Raw genomic sequence first — 16,704 nt, forward strand, 5'->3', positions numbered from 1 at the left:
CGTCCGTAAATCGTGCTTTCTTCATCACTGCTCCTTGCTGTCAAGGAGCCATTGTCTCTAATTTCGCGTGGTCTGAAAATCCCAGGGCAGGTCATGTTGATGGAGACAGTCTAATTTTTTTCGTATTTTTCACGCAAATCACCGCGTTGTTTTATTTCCTTGACAGAAAAATAGGAAAAATCGGAGCCATGTAAACATTGAGTTAGCAGGCGATTTTAATTTTGAGAAAAAATCACTAAAAATCTTTGTTTGAAAATTCCATGCAAAATTAAATGTGAAATTATTGTGAAAATTTTCAGTGAAGTGTTTTCAATTTACTATTAATCTTAGGCGAAAACTTCGCTCTAAAAATAAAAAACCAGCCGGGTGATAGGCTGGTTGATCAGAGTCTAATTGCTGATTAGCTGCTTAGTTGATTACTTTTTTCCGTATGCAGCATCGTGGTCTGGCTCAATTAATAACACTCTAAGAAAATGATCCTCTCTAAAGCCGATTCCCCGAATTGATTTGCTAACCCGAAAGGAGTAGAGCGCATCGATGCCCTTTGGGGCGGGGATACTATGAATCTTTTCCCATTTGAGACCTTTGTCACGGTAAACCTGGTTCCAGGTCAGTTGCGTGATTTTTTCAAAAGTAGCAAAGGCCTTCTCTTGTTCGACTAACTCTAATGTCTCCCAAGCAGATTGAAAGACCGGGCTATTGAGATCAAGCTCAACTAATGGCTCAGGCTTTACGTTTCGTGCCATGCGCTTTAGCCATTTTTAATTTAGAAAGATCAGTCGCTTTTGCCGGGGTTTTTTGTGCCCAAGCTAGAGCAGCCGATAAGTCCTTTTTAACGGCAGGCGTATGCATCCAACGTTCATTATCAGGAATAACCGTGGCTGTACGAATCACCCAAACCCCTGGCTCAGGCGTTTCTACTAGTACTTGACGTCCTGCATGCTCTTTACCAAGCGAAATTTGTCCGCTTGATCCAATCGACTTAATAACCTGGTGATCTATGACTGCGCCCATGGCATTCTCCTATATTCATGCAGCATGATTGCATTATAGCATGATTTTTATACAATCGGACTGATGTTTCACCATGGCACAACCCTGGGCAAAGCCCTTGAGCCCGAACTCACTTAGATCAGTTCTACGGCCTGTCTCTTTTGCTCATCGTTGACGTCGATATATCTTTGCGTTACCGCAATGGACCGATGGCCGGCTAAAGAGGCTAAGATTCTTACACCAATGCCTTTATTAGCCAAAGTGGTAATGAAAAACTTTCTGCCCGAGTGGCTGCTCCCACCGCTAATACCCACATTCTTATATAGCTGATGAAACCACACACATAAGCCATTGGGGCTAAAACGTAATCGGTGATCGGTATGAAAGAAGGGGATATCAGCGCCTTTGGCATGTCTTGTTGTGAGGTAGTTGGCTAATTCCACCTGTAAACGCTGTGAAACAAAGACGGTTCTGGGATATTTGCCTTTAGTTTGCGCGGCCGATAAACGGATCTCATTCTTAATCGATCCATCGGGGTTCACTACATCACCCATGGTGAGTGAGGCTATTTCGGCGACACGAAGGCCTCCGAGAAAACTGGTAAGAATGATTGCTCTGTCACGCAAAGCGTATTTTTTGGTACTGACGTAATTAAGAACTTGATCAAGCTCTGCTTGAGATAAGGTTTTTGCTTGTGCCATTTGGTTTTCCTGTCATAAATAAAATGTGCGTTTTAAGTATGTTTCCTTAAGCAGAAAAGGTCGACCTCAGTTTGTTTGCTAAGCGTCACTTAACAGGACAAAAAGACCTTCAAAGAATCAATGACTTACAAATCGGGTTAAGAATATAGTTATTTTCTTAACCCGTATTTGCTTATAAGTATTTAGCAATCTTCATTAAGATCTGTCGTCTTTAGACGACGACCTTAGCTAATGCTTCAAATCACTTGATAGCGTACTTTTGTAAGTTCTCAAGTGCTTTCTTATATCCCCCAGCAAATACGCCGTTTGTAGACGGTTTTTGAGGGGAATTTAGCTCTGATTGCGTTGTGGCTATCAGCGCTGGGGTGGGTTTACCGGGAATTCTGGCAATGCAGCTACGTATAGGCAGTTCCCAGTAATCATTTATTCCGTGCTCTGAATCTTTAATTTCAATATAAATTCTGCTGTAGTTCATATCCAAAGACGCATAGCCCTCTACCGCGCTCTTGATCCCAGCTTCATAGCGATATATCCAGCTCATTAAAACCCCGTCTTCATTTGTAGGGATGGCTTGCGAGCTTCAAAAAGCAAATCCAAATTGATACCTGTTTTGACGCCCATTGCCTCAAACATAAACACCAAATCTTCAGTGACCACATTACCAGATGCACCAGGAGCATAGGGGCAGCCGCCTAAACCGCCCATTGAAGAATCAAATGAAGTGACGCCCTCTTCATATGCCGCCAAGCAATTTGCTAAACCAAGTCCACGTGTATTGTGTAGATGCGCTGCGCCAGCTTTACTACCAATAGCTGACTTCAATCTTCTAAAGAGTCTTTTAATTTGAGCCGGATTTGCATATCCCGTTGTATCGGATAAACCAGACTCATCAGCACCTGCTGCAATTACTTGCTCAGCTATCCAAATAACCTCATCCTCCGGAACCAATCCTTGTAAGGTGCAACCAAAGGCTGTTGCAATACCCGCCTCGACCTTTACTTGTGGCGCATGGTCATTGCGATATTGAGCAATTCGTTTAACTTCCTCAATCATTTCCTCACGGGTCTTACGGACATTCGCCAAGGAATGTGCGGCACTAGCTGAAACAGGAATAGTAACTTTATGAACACCAGCCTCAATTGCAGCCTGTGCTCCTTTTAAGTTAGGGACCAAGGCCATGACTGTGAGCCCCGGCAAAGTTTTAGCATGACGCACAATATCAGCTGCGTCAGCCATCTGCGGCAACATCTTTGCAGGAACAAATGAAGCAACCTCTATCTCACGAACTCCGGCTTTATACAAAGCATCATCCAGGCATTCTTTTTTTCTGTTGGCATGATTGATTTAATGGGCTGCAAACCATCCCTTGGCCCAACCTCACTAATTAAAATATCTGTTGACATCAAATTCACTATGTTCTATCCTATAGAATGTTGTTCTATTATTAAATCACACAAAAAAGCCTCTGTCTATGCCAAAAAAATCCTCTAAGCAAAATGATGGAAAAATCGCTAAATCAGAGGCAGGCGTAGCTGCTGTAGACAAAGCACTCACAATTCTTAGGCTGTTTACGTCAAGTAACCCTGAACTCTCATTAATTCAAATTTCTGACGCAACAGGTCTTTATAAGAGTACGGTCCTGAGGATGTTGGCATCACTTGAAAACTCTCTTTTGGTAATTAAAAGGGCTAATGGGGTTTATACGCTTGGTCCTGCAATCGCCAGTCTTACCGCTGCATATCAGCAACTGTCCCTAGAGTCGGTTGTATTGCCTATTCTTGAGGATCTTATGCATGCCACTAACGAAAGTGCGGCTTTTCATGTACGTCAAGGTGATCAACGCCTATGTTTATATAGAGTAGATTCCAATCAAGCACTTAGGGATCATATTAAGGTTGGCGATTTATTACCTATCGATAAAGGTGCGGGTGGAAAAGTACTCACCGCATTTGAAGGAGTCCCAGGGAAAATCGCTTCAAAAATTCGCAAAGATATGGTTTTAGCGGTTTCAGGAGATCGAGTAAAAGAAATTTCTGGGATTTCAGCACCCGTCTTCAATTCTGAAGGCCTAATTGGAGTGATCACGCTGACAATGCCGACATATCGTTTTGATAACAGGCAAGCAGCACTGGTTAAGGCTAGTGCAGAAAAATTGACGAAACTTCTTGGTGGGAAATTTTCTTAAATGCACTATGTCGACCCCAGCCAAAATGGCCGTGCCCATTAGGAACTCTCCAATGCCTGCTTATGGCCGTTCTCTGCCACCTAAATACTGCCAATCACCCAAATTGAACGCCAGCAAGCCACCCTATAAGAGCCGCCTGACCGTCACGTAACCGGACACTTCCGAGTCGGGTCAAACCGACACTAGATCGTCAGGGTCAAAAATTGATCAGAGTCGCCCCATAGTCCACTAGGATCCGCCACGCCCTAATACCAGATAGGGTTCTCGATAGCAAAGCTAGATCATGATTAGCCACAATCAGGCCAATAGACCAGCCTAAATATGTATGAAGAAATGTGAAATTTGGCCTGCCCAGCACGATTCGAACGTGCGACCTACGCCTTATTTTGTCTTGACTTGAGACCTGTTACCGTGTTGCATAGCACTATCGCTTTATCGTTCTAATTGAAGAGGGACAAGCTCATGGACATTGGCATCACCGCCGTTTTAGCGGCGACCTTCGTCAGTTATGTAGTAGGCTCGATTTGGTATCTATGGCTCGGGAAATCGTGGCGTCGGGCAGTAGGCTGGGGCGAAGAAGGGCCTGCGTACCGCCCCTCAGCGTTTGAATTGCTCGTCGGTTTGCTGGGCCAGCTGATTATCGCTTGCGCCCTGTTCAGCTTACTTGCCCACCTTGGTTTGACTGGCGTTCGTTCCGCACTCATTGCAGGCTTTGGCATCTGGCTCGGATTTATTTTGCCGAGTCTCACAACGAACATCATTTTCCAACGCAGAAACAAAAAGCTTATTTGGCAAGATGGCCTGCATTGGCTTCTCATTTTAGCGAGCCAAGGGATCGTGCTCGGATTGCTATCCTGAAGATGCGCGTTTTGATCGATGATTACTCAGGAAGCGCTCGACTCCAGTACAAAGATGCGAAAGCCCGCATATTGATCGCCTACCCTGCGAGCATCCCGGTAAGCTTGCGAGGCAAATGTTGCGACGGCCATTTCAACGCTTTCAAACTGAACCAGAGCGACTCTTTTTGGTGCAACTTCATCTATGGCTGTGGGTTGGCTTGGCCGAACGAGAAATGTCGCACCGGCGTCAGCAAATACCTTTGCGGCTAAAGGGAAAAACTCTTTAGTAAAGGCCTCGGGATCCCGCACATCAAGTTCAATAACTGCGATAGCTGGTTTCATTTGAGCGGCTTAGCGTGGAGCAATAGAGCGACTGGCGGTAGACTTTGGCATTTCGTCGAGTCCTCTATACTTAGTTGTAGAGAAGGCTAGTTTAATTGCCTAGCGTGAAAAAGAGAATTTTTTTCTTTGCCGCACCTGAATACTCTAAGCCCCAAAAATTCAACTGATGGTATGTTACCAAGCCACTGCATAGAGAGCTCATCTTGACACCAAAATTCTCATTCGCTCAAGCCAAACACCTAGGTCAGACTTCGCTTGCTCTACTTACAACGCTCCTGGCGATCTCAGTTCCTCCTGTCTACGCGCAGGATATCGACGGCACAGTCAAAACTCTGTTGGCGTCACCCAGAATCAAACAGGTATTAGCGGACTTAGAAACCGATGATGCCAGAGCACTTAAAGAACTCAAGCGCTTCACAACTGAACTCCCCGCCCCACCCTTTAAAGAGAGAGTGCGCGCTGAAGCGTTTTTGGCAAGAATGCAAGAGCTTGGTGCAAAAGATGCCTACATTGATGCCGATAACAACGTGATTGCCGTTCGCAAAGGGACAGGTCACGGACCCAGGCTGCTGATATCGGCACACCTTGATACGGTGTTTCCGGAGGGCACCGACGTCACAATCAAAGAAAAGGACGGCAAGCTCTACGCGCCGGGTATTTCAGACGATACTCGCGGCTTGATTGTGTTGATACAGTGGTTGAAGGCGTTAAACGAAAGAGGCATTCAAACCACTGGTGATTTAGTGATTGCCGCTAACGTGGGTGAAGAGGGACTGGGTGACTTACGCGGCATGAAAGCCATTTTCAAAAATGTAGCTGGTATAGACGGCATGGTTGGCTTAGAACCTGGCTTGGCAGACAGGATCACCATTGGAGGAACAGGTAGCCACCGTTACGATGTCATTTTTACCGGACCTGGTGGTCATAGTTTCGGGGCATTTGGTCAAGTTCCCAGTGCTATACATGCGATGGGACGAGCCATCAGCAAAGTGGGCGACGTCAGGCCACCGAAGGACCCGAAGACAACTTTCACCGTCGGCACAGTGGAAGGCGGAACCTCAGTGAATTCAATCGCTGGTCATGCAAGTTTCGCGCTTGATATCCGATCAAACGGTGCTGATAGTCTCGCTAAAACAGAAAAACTAATCATGGATGCTATTGCAGCGGGCGTTGCAGAAGAAAACCAGCGTTGGGAGACAGACAAAAAAATTACCGTAGAAATGAAGCTGATCGGAGATCGGCCTGCCGGCTCGACGCCTGAAGACTCTGTGATGGTTAAGACAGCGGTGACGAGCAGTCAAGCCTTTAATAAGAAGCCTTATTTTAATAGCTCAAGCACCGACGCCAACGTGCCCATGTCATTGAAAGTTCCAGCAATCATCTTAGGTAGCGGTGGCAAAAATGGGGGTACCCATTCACTGACCGAGTGGCTAGATCCTAGTCAAGAATGGGTCGATGCCCAAGCTGCACTCGTCACTGTGCTGAGTCTTGTCGGGGTTGAAGGGGTTGTTCAACCCTTGTTGTCAAAGAAATAGTTTGGGGACTGATGGCGAAGACCGGGAACGGCACACGTTGAGATGTCCGATTCCCGTTGTCATTCAATTACTTCCTGCCAAATTTCGCCTTTGTGTCTTCCAGACATAGATCTTTAGCAGCATCCGCGAACGCATTGCACTTTTCTTTAGCGACGGTGTACTGAGCGTCAGTCTTGTCGTCAGTCGCGGCCTTCCGAGCATCGTTTACTGTTTTGTTTGCATCAGTACGTGCCTCGACGGTTTTCTCATTCGCCTTGGTTGTCGCATCCGTGGTTTTCTCTTGTACTTTTGCGTCGGCTTTCGCTGAGGTAAATGCAGCATCTGCCTCTTTTACGCACACGTCTTTGATATTGCCACCCTTGTCATTGCACTTTTCCTTCGCGACTTTAAAGTCAGCGTCAGCCTTGGCAACGCGTGCCTCGTAGTGTGCCTTCGGGCTCGGCTTATAGGCAGCTTCCAGTTCAGCCTTTGCGACTGATTCTTTACCTTTAGCCTCAGCCATGCAAATGTTCTTGGCGTTTCCTGCCAAAGAGCTACAGCCGGTTTTGGCGGATTTGTAATCGGACTCGATCTTCTCTTCTGCAGTCTTATGATCGATTTTCGACATGCTTTGAGCCATTGCACCAGCAGCAAATCCAAGAGCTAGCGCAGCCGCGATGAGAGTGATCTTTAGGGTTTTCATGATGATTCCTTTGCGAAACTTTAGAGTGGTCCGGGGTCAACACTGTTGATCCGGTTAGTAACCCTGATGTTATGCAAAAAGAACCTTGGCTTCCGTCTGTTAGAGCACTTACTATCGATAAGGTACGCCCGCGTCTGACTTCAAGTTTTTAGATAGTCGAAAGCAACTTCACCCAACCCAAGCGTCAAATCGCACACTAAGTGTTTGGCACCGATTACTTCCAGAACCGGCAAATCCGCCACCGGCGCGAGAGCATGATGAAACAGCTGAAGCCGAGCTGGTCCCGTCCAGGCTCCGTGTAGTTTGACGCCTTGTGAGAAATAGCGAACCAGTTCGCAGATCCTTGGCGTGCCATCGACGTGTGGAATGATTTTCAACAAGTAGTTGGGTGTTTGAGACATCTTGGTTTGCTCAGTCGCAATATCGAGGCTTTGATATTTAAAGCCCATCGTCCCAGTTGCGACACGCACTGGTCCATAATCGAGCGTGCCCAATAAGGTATCCGAGGCAACCGACAGGTGCGGATTAGCGAGTTTTTTAGGAAAGCCCCACAACTCTCGACCCCCAGCGATGGGTGCGTGGTCATCGAGGTACATCATGTGCGTGTAGTTTGCTGCTTGACCGTCCTGATCGATGACGCTGATCACTTGACCGCTTTCAGTGTAATCACCGAACCCTGATGAGTCTGGCATTTTGATAAATTCAAAGCTGACGAAAGGATCTTTGACTATAAGCGGCTCGGGAACAATTGCTCTTAACGCATCGATATCGGTGCGATAAGTAATAATAAAAAACTCTCGGTTAACAAAGTGATAGGGGCCTCGAGGGAAAGCGGGGCTGGTAAAAGGCATTGAATAGGCATTCGCCCGGATGTCAGCAATTTTCATCAATGGTTGCTCCGAATTTGGGATGTCAGGTCTGCTTAGATAGTAGACACCATAACCGAGGCTTCATGACACCTAGCTTATATGACAGCTCGCTGACATTTCCGCCAACCCCATACCAGCGCGCGTTAAAAACTAATGTTATCGGCCTTAATCACTTTTCCCCAGCGATCGGAGTCCTCCAGAGCGCGCTGGGTCAGTTCTTTCGGCCCCATAGGGGTGGCGATCAGGCCCTTTTCAATTAAGGTTTTTTGGAAAGCAGGATCAGCGAGGATTTGTGCAAAGGTCTGCTCTAGCACTTGTGTGAACTCGACAGGTGTTCCTTTCGGGGCATAGATCCCCATCCAGTTATTAACGTTATAACCTGGCAAGCCAGCTTCAATCATGGTGGGCAACTCAGGCATGCCTGGCAATCTTTGTGTCGCTGCGACGGCTAAGGCACGCACTTTGCCACTATCAAGCAAAGGTTTCGATGCGGCAGCGCTATCGAACATAAATGAAACATTACCTGCCACGAGATCGGGCACTGCGGGAGCACTCCCTTTATAGGGCACATGCACCAAATCGACCCCAATCTGTTCAGCCAGGAGCGCTGATTCGAGATGCGAGAGTGTGCCATTGCCTTGTGACGCGTAATTGATTTTGCCGTTATTCGCTTTAAGCCAAGCGATCAATTCTTTTAAGTTTTGCGCCGGCACTTGAGCATTGACGTTCAACACATGTGGGGCATTGGCAATCATAGCTACCGGTTCAAAATCCGTCAGGATATTGACCTTGAGGTCTTTGTATAAGTGCCCTGCTATTACTTGATTGGTCAGTGAACTCAATAATAAGTTATAGCCATCATTCGGCGCGGCGGCAGCAGCCACCATGCCAATGGTGCTAGCAGCGCCGGGCTTATTGATCACAACGACGGGTTGTCCCAGCTTTGCTGAAAGCTGCTCACCGATCATTCGCGCAACGATGTCAGCGGCCCCACCAGCAGGAAATCCAACAAAAATATTAATGCTGCGCGTCGGGTAGGCTTCAGCCTGAGCGCTAATGTTGAGACCTAGCCCACTCAAGGCCAATAGGCCAACAAGTAGAAACTTACCTAAATGGTGGTGCAAGGACATCAAACGACGGACAGACGAAAACATGGCGAAAACCTTATTAATAAAAGACACCTGATCCGAAGCGATCTGGTGCTTTTATTCAAAGCAATTTTTATGCCATTGCGCCCGTCACGCCAATTAGTCCGGACGATGCAAGACCACTGAACTGCGTGTGAAAGTGCGGCGCCCCCGTTTGAAGCCCATCAAGGTTGGCGCAACTTCGCGAATGGCGTTTACTGGATTATCTGACTCGACAATAATGAAATCAGCATCGTTACCCACACCGATACCGTATCCAGCGCGGCGCATCAATTGAGCGGAATTAGTCGTAAACATTTTCCAGGTATCACGAAGCGGCTCTGGCATGCCACGTTGCACGATATTGGCGTACAAGTTGGCCTGACGAATCAACTGACCATCCCCGAATGGGGTAAAAGGATTGAGGATATTGTTTGAACTAATCGAACAGTTCACCCCTTGTGTCACCAGATGGTTGGCGTCAACCACACCACGGCGCACGTTGGCCTCTAAATCGCGACCTGACAAGTACAGATCCGTGGCAGGTAGCACTGTCAAGGCAACCCCGGCGTCTTTCATGCGCTGAGCCACTTTGTCGACCTCTGCCACAGGCATGGTCGAGAGTTTAGTGACATGACCAATCGCAACTCGACCGCCCCAGTTATATTTTTCTGCCAGTTCGCACACCAAGAGGGTATCTAGCCGCGAAGCAGAGGCGCCTGAGTCCAAATGCATATCGATGTCGACATCGAACTCATGCGCAATTTCAAAGACTCTTCGAATTTGAGCTGCGGGGTCTGAATCATAATTTGGTGCAGCACCAATCACACGAGCGCCCGCTTTAAGGGCAGCGATCATCAGATCTTCGGTACCTGGGTTATTGATCATGCCCTCTTGAGGCATGACGCAAATCTCCATATCTAAGGCCCAGCTGTACTCGTCGATCAGGGATTTAACACCTTCAAAGCCAACTAAGCCAACTTTTGGATCGACTTCGACGTGCGTGCGCATAAGCGTACAGCCGTGGGAGATACATTTTTCGAGGGTACGGCGAGCCCGGGTCTGGACATCCTCAACGGTAAAAGTGTGCTTAATAGCCGAGACGCGCTCCATTGCATCAAAAGGAAATCTAACAGTCTCACAAGCGCAACGATCGATCGTGCACGTTTTGTCGAGATGAATGTGTGTTTCAACGAAACCTGGTGCCACCAAATGGCCTTTAGCGTCGATTTCTTCTCTAGCTTTATCTGGGATGGTGGGCTGAATCAGCACAAACTTGCCATTCAACACTGCGAGATCGACCAAGGGATCGCCCGCTTGCATCTCGGGTAGGCGGGCATTACGAATAATCAAATCCAGATTCATGACAAGCTCACGTGACAAAGTTTAGGAGGATTGCCTCAGCAGATCCTAGGGTTATCACTGACATTCTACGAGAAACCAGTGTCCCCGGTATTCGCGCTTCATTTTTGCCAGACGAACGCTCTTTCACTAAACGCTTGAAACTTGGCGTAATCTCAATTATCGTACTTAGCCCGAGAGGCAGCCGGCCTCTTGCCGTTGAACAATGGCGCTGCCACCCGCACAAGCAAGCGACACGACCCGATAACGGTATAACGGCATCCCAGTTGAAAACTAAATACTTAGGTGAACTGAGTTGTCAGCAATTACCCAACTTTCTTCTACGCTATCGAACGCGGTAAACGCAGTTCAGAAGAAGATTTCGACAACTCAGACTGAGCTGGCGACCAACGTTAACCCGTCGTTGAGCCCAATCTATAACAGCGTGATCCTGACCTTATCAAACAACATCAACACGTGGGGGACGCGAAGCACAAACCTGAACACCACAAATGATATTGTGGGCGTTGCTCAAACTGGCTTGTCCTCAATATCCAGCCTTTTATATGAAATGCAAAACTTGGCGATATCAGCAGAGTCAACAACCGCCACCAGTGACCTTGCAAGTTTGAACGCAACGTACCAAACCCTGGCAACTCAAATCAAAACAATAGCAAACAATGCAACCATCGGCGGCACGGGGTTGCTCAATACAACGTCAGGCATAACCATCTACCCGGCGCTCAGCACGAGCGTCACATCGACCGTTTACGGATATGACTATGCTTCAATTGGCGCCGCATTGACGACGGCTTATCCCCTTAGTTCAACCTCTGCAGCAGTAACCGCTGCAACCCAGCTTGCGACTTACATCACATCCGTTACTGCAGCCCAAGCTTCAATGTCGGCCTACAGTTCAATGCTGACGCTCGACGCCACTGCCGCTGACGCCTTTGCCACATCATCGAGCTCATACATCAGTGATTTACAAGGTTTAGACACGACGACGCTACAAACCAATTTAACGTCTTATAACGATCAGCTAAGCGTTGACTATTATTTGATTGGTCAAATGAACGCTGCTGCCAGTGCCGCGCTCACCATATTCAAGTGAACCAGCAAGTGTTGAGGCCGGCACGATGTTATAGACTAGCAACAAACTAAAACAGGAGACAAAACATGATCCAAACTCGACATATTTTTAAAATAGCTCTGACCGTACCCAGCATTGTGGATCTTGGTCAAACACCTGTGGGTGGCCGCAGAATCGCTTACGTCAGCGGGGGTACTTTCGAAGGAGAGCGCATTCGTGGCACGGTTAGATCGACCACTGGTGGTGACTGGTTGCTGATGCGTCCTGATGGCGTATTGACGCTGGACGTCCGCTTGATCCTTGAAACTGATGATCAGCAACTGATTTACATGAGCTACCGAGGCCTGCGACACGGCCCCAAAGAGGTCATGGATCGCCTGAATAAAGGCGAGCCGGTCGATCCAACTGAATACTACTTCCGCTCGACACCTGTTTTTGAAACGGCTTCGGCTAAGTACGACTGGCTTAATCGCATCATCTGCGTCGCGACGGGCAACAGGACAGCGACTGGCCCCAGTTACGAGGTCTTTGAAGTACTGTAAGTCTGAAGAAGATTGTCGAAACTGCCGAACAACTTGCGTACCGGCATGAGCGACAAGCAATCGGGTCTAAGACAAACAAAAACCTTGTTTTAAAAGAGCTTGGGGCAATACCCAAGCTCGGTAGAGTCCAAAAAGCCCTGCCCCAATAAACAATGTTGCGGCGAAGTAGCGCACCCAAATATAGCGGCCCAACTGCGCCAGGTAAGCAGAGAATTTCGTGATCAAGAGCAAGTTGGGTAAAGTGCCCAAGCCGAACGCTAACATGAGCAAGACCCCGTCAATGACGCTACCTGACAAAAATGCCAGCGGTAAGACGCCATAAACAAGACCACAAGGCACCAAACCCCACAGCATGCCGCTAAACCAGCGAGCTGGCGAGCTACCGAGAGCGCCAATATACTTTGCCCACACACCCGCCAAACGACTACCAAACCATTTCCCCAAGGGGAAAGATTGACTACTTCGCGCTAGTAACAAACGGATACCCAAGTAGATCAAGAGCGTTGCAGTCAGCGCAAACAGTGGTCGCTGAATATTGACAATGTCTTGCTGCCAGACGTAGATACCTAGCCAGGCAGCAACGCCACCAAGCATCATGTAAGTCGCGATACGACCAAGATGCATAGTCAATTGAAGAGAGAACAACCGTTGTGGCGACTGAAAACGAATAATCTTCGTGGACGAGCCTTCGATCGCAGCTGAAATTGCGCCACACATCAAAGCACAGTGCCAGCCGCTGGCCAACGCACCCAAAAATACACCAAGTAGCAGACTAGTCGTTAACATCTGCCTTCGTTGGAAAAATATAAATGGTCAACATGCTTGAGGCCGAGCAAAACAACCAGATTAATAAAAAGCCAAGCGTGTAGATACCTTCGGCATCGATATGCGGGTGCTGACCGAAGAAGACCACATCTTCGGGATGTACAAAACTAAACAATAAGCCGACAGCTGGAATTGACACCAAAAACGATGGCCACAGCGCCCACACAAGTCTAGGCGGTTTCATTTCTTGACCTGTTCTGTTTTTAATCCACGGCTGACAACCCCTTCACGCAATTGCTGATCAGGATAGGAGTTCACTGCCAACCAGATCGTGATCGCACAGGCAACAATTGCTGCAGCGGGGCCGCTGATCAAGAGCCATGGCCAAAGTTGTCGCCACCACGGTTTATTGGTTTCTGCCTGAGCCATCTGCATTCTCCCTTTGTATATTTTTCTTAACGAGGAACAATAAAAGTCGATTTTTCCTGACGCTTTCGACTCACGCTTGCATGACTCGATTGCTCGATTGCCTCGACATCAAAGACAATGGGATAGTTCCCTGGCTCTAACTCACTAATTGAGATCCTCACTTTGATTGGTAATAGCTGATTTGAGGATGGCTCGACTTGTAAGCTATCAATTTGATTTCCCCGCGAGTCGAGTATCTTCAGGTTATCGAGACCTTCAGCTTTCAAAGATACAGTCATTGGATTTTCAGACGAATTCATGATTTGTATTCGATAGATGTTTTCTAAACTGATCCCTTCAACTTCACGGGCCAGCGAGCCACGATCTCTCATCACATCCACTCTCAGTGGATTACGGGACCATAGTGAAAATGCAAATAAAGAACTTAATACGGCAACAATCGCCACGTAAATGATGACACGAGGCCGAAAAATTCGTCGCCACGTAGCAATATTGCTTTCTCTATTGTCCATGGCATTTTCAGACGTATACCGAATCAAGCCTTTGGGATAACTCACCTTGTCCATGACTTGGTTACACGCATCGATACAGGCGCCACAGCCAATACACATGTATTGCAGACCATCTCGAATATCAATGCCGGTCGGACAAACCTGTACGCAAATGCTGCAATTAACACAATCACCCAGACCCTTCTCAACTCGATCATCTGATTTATTGCGCCCCCCTCTGGGCTCACCGCGACCCTTGTCATAGGTCACGACAAAGGTGTCTCGGTCCACCATCACGCTTTGAAAGCGTGCATAAGGGCACATGTACTTGCAGACTTGCTCACGCATAAAACCAGCGTTACCCCAGGTAGCAAAGCCATAAAACGCCCACCAAAAGGTTTGCCAGGGGCCTAGCGAGAAATCCAGAAAATGATCCTGCAAGGTCGTGATCGAGGTGAAATAACCAATGAACGTAAATCCAGTGGCAAAGGCGATCAACAACCAGATTGTGTGTTTGGTGAGCTTTAGCCGAAGCTTTCGCAAGCTCCAGGGCCACTTTTCTTGATCGAGCCGAAGTCTCGCTGAGCGATCGCCTTCAATCTTTTTCTCTACCCACATGAATATTTCGGTGTATACCGTTTGCGGGCAGGCATAACCACAGAAAAGTCTACCTGCAATGGCGGTAAATAAAAATAACGATAAGGCCGAAATAATGAGCAATAAGGTCAAGTAAATAACATCTTGAGGCCACAACACCAAACCAAAGATGTAAAACTTTCTGTGGACGAGGTCAAACAGGACGGCCTGTCGTCCGTTCCAGTTCACCCAAGGCATGCCGTAAAACAGCAACTGCGTGAAAGCGACCAGACCCCAGCGCCATCTTGCGAAGACGCCACTAACAGCTCGTGGCTGAATTTTGCGACGAATTTCGTAAAGAGACTCTTCGATAATTTCAATCGAGACAGGCTTACCCGTGGGAGACGAAACCGACATTGCTACTTCTTCGCCGCTTGGGGTTCGCTGTTCGATAGACCCCAGACATAAGCTGTGAGCAGATGAATTTTTTCAGGACTTAACACATTTTCCTGGGCAGGCATCATGCCTTGACGACCATTTCTGAGTGTCTCGAGGATTGCCGATTGCGTCCCACCATAGAGCCATACCTTGTCAGTCAGATTGGGCGCGCCAAGCATCTGATTACCCTTACCATCAGCGCCATGACAGGCTGTGCAGTTATCGCTGAAAACGGCTTTTCCCCTTGCCGTTTTGATGCTGTCCGACGACAAGCCAGAGAGGCTGCGAACATAGTGCGTCACATTAATGATTGCCTCGTCCCCCAGGTGAGAGAAAGAAGGCATCACACCACCCCGACCATGAGTGATGGTCTCTTTGATATTTTCAGATGCACCGCCATAGAGCCAATCGTGATCGGTCAAATTAGGGAAACCTTTTGCTCCGCCTGCGTCAGAGCCATGGCATTGCGAACAATTATTTAGATAAAGTCTTTGGCCCATGATCTTCGCTTGTGGGTCAGCGGCAACTTGCTCGACCGACATCGCAACGTACTTGTCGTAAACAGGTTTAAGTTCACTGTTCGCCATAATCAGGGACTGTTTCAATTCGCCCTGTGTCGAATACCCCGAAGCACCCGGATTCGAACCAAGCCCCGGAAAAATATACAAATAAGCCAAGCCAAAAATACAAGACAAGGCAAACATCCACATCCACCAACGCGGCAAGGGATTATTCAACTCGCGCAAATCCCCATCCCAGACGTGACCAGTATCCTTGGCGACTGAACCATCTTGATTGAGCACGACGGCAATCTTGCGCTGACTAAATAGAAGCCAAAGACAACAAGCGATACCAACGAGGGTGACGATTGTGATGTAGAAGCTCCAACCAGCATTTACAAAATCACTCATGATTGATCCTTGATAAATTCATCAGGCAATTCGAAAGGAAGGCGGGCCGATTCTTCATTTGCGGCTTTTTGTTTGGCTGACCACGCCCACCAGACGATACCCAAAAAAAATACAATGCCTAAAATAGTTGATAGTGCAGAAAGATAAGGGGCGAGAGTTTGCATATTTGCTGAGCAGCCAGTTAGTTAGAATTTATTTCGTCGATTTTCATATATCGACGATTAATACCCAATCCCTGCAAATAAGCGATCAGCGCATCGGCTTCAGTTTTGTTCTCTAGTTCTTTCGAGGCGTTATTGATGTCGTCATCGCTGTAGGGCACACCTAGCTTTCTTAGGGCTTGCATATGAGCCTGAATCGTCTCTTTATCAGCTTTGTTTGCTGCCAGCCATGGGTAAGACGGCATATTGGACTCAGGCACAACCGATCGCGGATTATTCAAATGAACCTGATGCCACGCATCAGAGTAGCGCCCCCCCACGCGTGCCAAATCAGGACCCGTTCGTTTACTGCCCCACAAGAACGGATGGTCGTAAACCGATTCACCAGCAACTGAGTAGGGGCCATACCGCTCAACTTCAGAGCGCAAAGTGCGAATCTGTTGTGAGTGACAGCCGACACAACCTTCACGCTGGTAAATATCCCGACCAGCAAGTCTCAGCGCCGAATAAGGTTGGATACCTGGACTCGGCTCAGTTGTAGAGTGCTGAAAAAACAATGGCACGATCTGTACTAAACCAGCGATCGCTACAACAAAGATCGTTGCCGCGATGAGCCAGCCAACATTGCGCTCAAGGGTCGCATGTGAAAAAAATGGATGTTTTTGCTCTGCCATGTTCTGCTCC

General features: G+C 47.8%; 22 protein-coding genes and 1 pseudogene. 6 read left to right on the plus strand and 17 right to left on the minus strand.

What is annotated here, in order from left to right; genetic code table 11:
* Nucleotides 1–194 (plus strand): hypothetical protein (locus BCM14_RS15375; protein WP_259673658.1); only part of this gene is annotated, 194 nt, incomplete at its 5' end.
* 222 nt (nucleotides 195–416) lie between these two features.
* Here BCM14_RS15375 and BCM14_RS14615 read toward each other — a convergent pair.
* The 5 genes and pseudogenes from BCM14_RS14615 to BCM14_RS14635 form a co-directional block, all read right to left on the minus strand.
* Nucleotides 417–746, minus strand: a complete 330-nt coding sequence (locus tag BCM14_RS14615) for a hypothetical protein (RefSeq protein ID WP_106228794.1) — start codon at nucleotides 744–746, stop codon at nucleotides 417–419.
* Nucleotides 724–1,014 (minus strand): hypothetical protein, encoded by a 291-nt coding sequence (locus BCM14_RS14620; RefSeq protein WP_106228795.1) that lies wholly within the window; start codon nucleotides 1,012–1,014, stop codon nucleotides 724–726. The genes BCM14_RS14615 and BCM14_RS14620 overlap by 23 nt, the downstream gene beginning before the upstream one ends.
* Nucleotides 1,015–1,127: 113 nt before the next feature.
* On the minus strand, nucleotides 1,128–1,694 hold the full coding sequence (locus tag BCM14_RS14625; RefSeq protein WP_106228796.1) for a tyrosine-type recombinase/integrase: 567 nt from the start codon (nucleotides 1,692–1,694) through the stop codon (nucleotides 1,128–1,130).
* A gap of 241 nt (nucleotides 1,695–1,935) precedes the next feature.
* Entirely contained in the window at nucleotides 1,936–2,235 is a 300-nt protein-coding gene (locus BCM14_RS14630; protein WP_106228797.1) for a hypothetical protein, read from the minus strand.
* Nucleotides 2,235–3,097, minus strand: a pseudogene (locus BCM14_RS14635) (hydroxymethylglutaryl-CoA lyase). The gene BCM14_RS14630 and the pseudogene BCM14_RS14635 overlap by 1 nt, the downstream one beginning before the upstream one ends.
* Nucleotides 3,098–3,165: 68 nt before the next feature.
* Between BCM14_RS14635 and BCM14_RS14640 the strand changes: the two are divergent.
* Together BCM14_RS14640 and BCM14_RS14645 are read left to right on the plus strand one after the other, a co-directional pair.
* Nucleotides 3,166–3,879: an IclR family transcriptional regulator gene (locus BCM14_RS14640; protein ID WP_106228798.1), complete on the plus strand. Its 714-nt coding sequence runs from the start codon at nucleotides 3,166–3,168 to the stop codon at nucleotides 3,877–3,879.
* A 462-nt stretch (nucleotides 3,880–4,341) separates the two neighbouring features.
* Entirely contained in the window at nucleotides 4,342–4,737 is a 396-nt protein-coding gene (locus BCM14_RS14645; protein ID WP_106228799.1) for a DUF1761 domain-containing protein, read from the plus strand.
* Nucleotides 4,738–4,763: 26 nt separating this feature from the next.
* On the opposite strand, the gene BCM14_RS14650 is transcribed toward BCM14_RS14645, so the two are convergent.
* Nucleotides 4,764–5,060, minus strand: a complete 297-nt coding sequence (locus BCM14_RS14650; protein ID WP_106228800.1) for a DUF1330 domain-containing protein — start codon at nucleotides 5,058–5,060, stop codon at nucleotides 4,764–4,766.
* Between the two features lie 203 nt (nucleotides 5,061–5,263).
* Between BCM14_RS14650 and BCM14_RS14655 the strand changes: the two genes are divergently transcribed.
* Nucleotides 5,264–6,595: a M20/M25/M40 family metallo-hydrolase gene (locus BCM14_RS14655; RefSeq protein ID WP_375318494.1), complete on the plus strand. Its 1,332-nt coding sequence runs from the start codon at nucleotides 5,264–5,266 to the stop codon at nucleotides 6,593–6,595.
* A gap of 67 nt (nucleotides 6,596–6,662) precedes the next feature.
* On the opposite strand, the gene BCM14_RS14660 is transcribed toward BCM14_RS14655, so the two are convergent.
* The 4 genes from BCM14_RS14660 to BCM14_RS14675 form a co-directional block, all read right to left on the minus strand.
* Nucleotides 6,663–7,277: a hypothetical protein gene (locus BCM14_RS14660; RefSeq protein WP_106228802.1), complete on the minus strand. Its 615-nt coding sequence runs from the start codon at nucleotides 7,275–7,277 to the stop codon at nucleotides 6,663–6,665.
* 140 nt (nucleotides 7,278–7,417) lie between these two features.
* The gene (locus BCM14_RS14665) at nucleotides 7,418–8,164 is read right to left on the minus strand and encodes an acetoacetate decarboxylase (protein ID WP_106228803.1); all 747 of its coding nucleotides are present in this window, start codon (nucleotides 8,162–8,164) and stop codon (nucleotides 7,418–7,420) included.
* Between the two features lie 125 nt (nucleotides 8,165–8,289).
* Nucleotides 8,290–9,300 carry a Bug family tripartite tricarboxylate transporter substrate binding protein gene (locus BCM14_RS14670; protein ID WP_106228804.1) on the minus strand — a complete coding sequence of 337 codons (1,011 nt, stop codon included), beginning with the start codon at nucleotides 9,298–9,300 and terminating at the stop codon, nucleotides 8,290–8,292.
* A gap of 93 nt (nucleotides 9,301–9,393) precedes the next feature.
* Nucleotides 9,394–10,638, minus strand: a complete 1,245-nt coding sequence (locus BCM14_RS14675) for an amidohydrolase family protein (protein WP_259673659.1) — start codon at nucleotides 10,636–10,638, stop codon at nucleotides 9,394–9,396.
* A 292-nt stretch (nucleotides 10,639–10,930) separates the two neighbouring features.
* Here BCM14_RS14675 and BCM14_RS14680 point away from each other — a divergent pair, with 292 nt between their 5' ends.
* Both BCM14_RS14680 and BCM14_RS14685 read left to right on the plus strand, forming a co-directional pair.
* Nucleotides 10,931–11,728, plus strand: coding sequence for a flagellin (locus BCM14_RS14680; RefSeq protein ID WP_106228805.1), 798 nt, complete (start codon nucleotides 10,931–10,933; stop codon nucleotides 11,726–11,728).
* Nucleotides 11,729–11,793: 65 nt separating this feature from the next.
* Nucleotides 11,794–12,249, plus strand: coding sequence for a DUF3237 domain-containing protein (locus BCM14_RS14685; protein ID WP_106228806.1), 456 nt, complete (start codon nucleotides 11,794–11,796; stop codon nucleotides 12,247–12,249).
* 66 nt (nucleotides 12,250–12,315) lie between these two features.
* On the opposite strand, the gene BCM14_RS14690 is transcribed toward BCM14_RS14685, so the two are convergent.
* Genes BCM14_RS14690 through ccoO form a run of 7 tightly spaced genes read right to left on the minus strand, consistent with a single transcriptional unit; the run spans nucleotide 12,316 to nucleotide 16,694 of the window.
* A complete protein-coding gene (locus BCM14_RS14690) occupies nucleotides 12,316–13,035 on the minus strand; it encodes a sulfite exporter TauE/SafE family protein (protein WP_106228807.1) in 720 nt (239 codons plus the stop codon).
* Entirely contained in the window at nucleotides 13,022–13,258 is a 237-nt protein-coding gene (locus BCM14_RS14695) for a hypothetical protein (RefSeq protein WP_106228808.1), read from the minus strand. Before BCM14_RS14695 ends, BCM14_RS14690 begins: the two co-directional genes overlap by 14 nt.
* Nucleotides 13,255–13,443: a FixH family protein gene (locus BCM14_RS14700; RefSeq protein WP_259673660.1), complete on the minus strand. Its 189-nt coding sequence runs from the start codon at nucleotides 13,441–13,443 to the stop codon at nucleotides 13,255–13,257. The genes BCM14_RS14695 and BCM14_RS14700 overlap by 4 nt, the downstream gene beginning before the upstream one ends.
* Nucleotides 13,444–13,469: 26 nt before the next feature.
* The gene (ccoG, locus tag BCM14_RS14705) at nucleotides 13,470–14,927 is read right to left on the minus strand and encodes a cytochrome c oxidase accessory protein CcoG (protein WP_106228810.1); all 1,458 of its coding nucleotides are present in this window, start codon (nucleotides 14,925–14,927) and stop codon (nucleotides 13,470–13,472) included.
* Nucleotides 14,928–14,929: 2 nt separating this feature from the next.
* Nucleotides 14,930–15,859, minus strand: coding sequence for a cytochrome-c oxidase, cbb3-type subunit III (gene ccoP / locus BCM14_RS14710; protein WP_106228811.1), 930 nt, complete (start codon nucleotides 15,857–15,859; stop codon nucleotides 14,930–14,932).
* Entirely contained in the window at nucleotides 15,856–16,023 is a 168-nt protein-coding gene (locus BCM14_RS14715) for a cbb3-type cytochrome oxidase subunit 3 (RefSeq protein WP_106228812.1), read from the minus strand. Before BCM14_RS14715 ends, ccoP begins: the two co-directional genes overlap by 4 nt.
* A gap of 17 nt (nucleotides 16,024–16,040) precedes the next feature.
* Nucleotides 16,041–16,694 (minus strand): cytochrome-c oxidase, cbb3-type subunit II, encoded by a 654-nt coding sequence (gene ccoO, locus BCM14_RS14720; RefSeq protein ID WP_106228813.1) that lies wholly within the window; start codon nucleotides 16,692–16,694, stop codon nucleotides 16,041–16,043.
* Nucleotides 16,695–16,704 lie beyond the last annotated feature (10 nt).

Origin of the sequence: Jezberella montanilacus (assembly GCF_003003055.1) — a bacterium.
GTDB lineage: Bacteria > Pseudomonadota > Gammaproteobacteria > Burkholderiales > Burkholderiaceae_B > Zwartia > Zwartia montanilacus.

Coding starts and splice junctions, on each gene's coding strand:
- BCM14_RS14645 (WP_106228799.1), top strand. CDS start 4,342: ATGGACATTGGCATCACCGCCGTTTTAGCGGCGACCTTCGTCAGTTAT.
- BCM14_RS14700 (WP_259673660.1), bottom strand. CDS start 13,443: ATGGCTCAGGCAGAAACCAATAAACCGTGGTGGCGACAACTTTGGCCA.
- BCM14_RS14615 (WP_106228794.1), bottom strand. CDS start 746: ATGGCACGAAACGTAAAGCCTGAGCCATTAGTTGAGCTTGATCTCAAT.
- BCM14_RS14675 (WP_259673659.1), bottom strand. CDS start 10,638: ATGAATCTGGATTTGATTATTCGTAATGCCCGCCTACCCGAGATGCAA.
- BCM14_RS14630 (WP_106228797.1), bottom strand. CDS start 2,235: ATGAGCTGGATATATCGCTATGAAGCTGGGATCAAGAGCGCGGTAGAG.
- ccoP (WP_106228811.1), bottom strand. CDS start 15,859: ATGAGTGATTTTGTAAATGCTGGTTGGAGCTTCTACATCACAATCGTC.
- BCM14_RS14625 (WP_106228796.1), bottom strand. CDS start 1,694: ATGGCACAAGCAAAAACCTTATCTCAAGCAGAGCTTGATCAAGTTCTT.
- ccoO (WP_106228813.1), bottom strand. CDS start 16,694: ATGGCAGAGCAAAAACATCCATTTTTTTCACATGCGACCCTTGAGCGC.
- BCM14_RS14715 (WP_106228812.1), bottom strand. CDS start 16,023: ATGCAAACTCTCGCCCCTTATCTTTCTGCACTATCAACTATTTTAGGC.
- BCM14_RS14650 (WP_106228800.1), bottom strand. CDS start 5,060: ATGAAACCAGCTATCGCAGTTATTGAACTTGATGTGCGGGATCCCGAG.
- BCM14_RS14695 (WP_106228808.1), bottom strand. CDS start 13,258: ATGAAACCGCCTAGACTTGTGTGGGCGCTGTGGCCATCGTTTTTGGTG.
- BCM14_RS14620 (WP_106228795.1), bottom strand. CDS start 1,014: ATGGGCGCAGTCATAGATCACCAGGTTATTAAGTCGATTGGATCAAGC.
- BCM14_RS14660 (WP_106228802.1), bottom strand. CDS start 7,277: ATGAAAACCCTAAAGATCACTCTCATCGCGGCTGCGCTAGCTCTTGGA.
- BCM14_RS14670 (WP_106228804.1), bottom strand. CDS start 9,300: ATGTTTTCGTCTGTCCGTCGTTTGATGTCCTTGCACCACCATTTAGGT.
- BCM14_RS14685 (WP_106228806.1), top strand. CDS start 11,794: ATGATCCAAACTCGACATATTTTTAAAATAGCTCTGACCGTACCCAGC.
- BCM14_RS14640 (WP_106228798.1), top strand. CDS start 3,166: ATGCCAAAAAAATCCTCTAAGCAAAATGATGGAAAAATCGCTAAATCA.
- ccoG (WP_106228810.1), bottom strand. CDS start 14,927: ATGTCGGTTTCGTCTCCCACGGGTAAGCCTGTCTCGATTGAAATTATC.
- BCM14_RS14690 (WP_106228807.1), bottom strand. CDS start 13,035: ATGTTAACGACTAGTCTGCTACTTGGTGTATTTTTGGGTGCGTTGGCC.
- BCM14_RS14665 (WP_106228803.1), bottom strand. CDS start 8,164: ATGAAAATTGCTGACATCCGGGCGAATGCCTATTCAATGCCTTTTACC.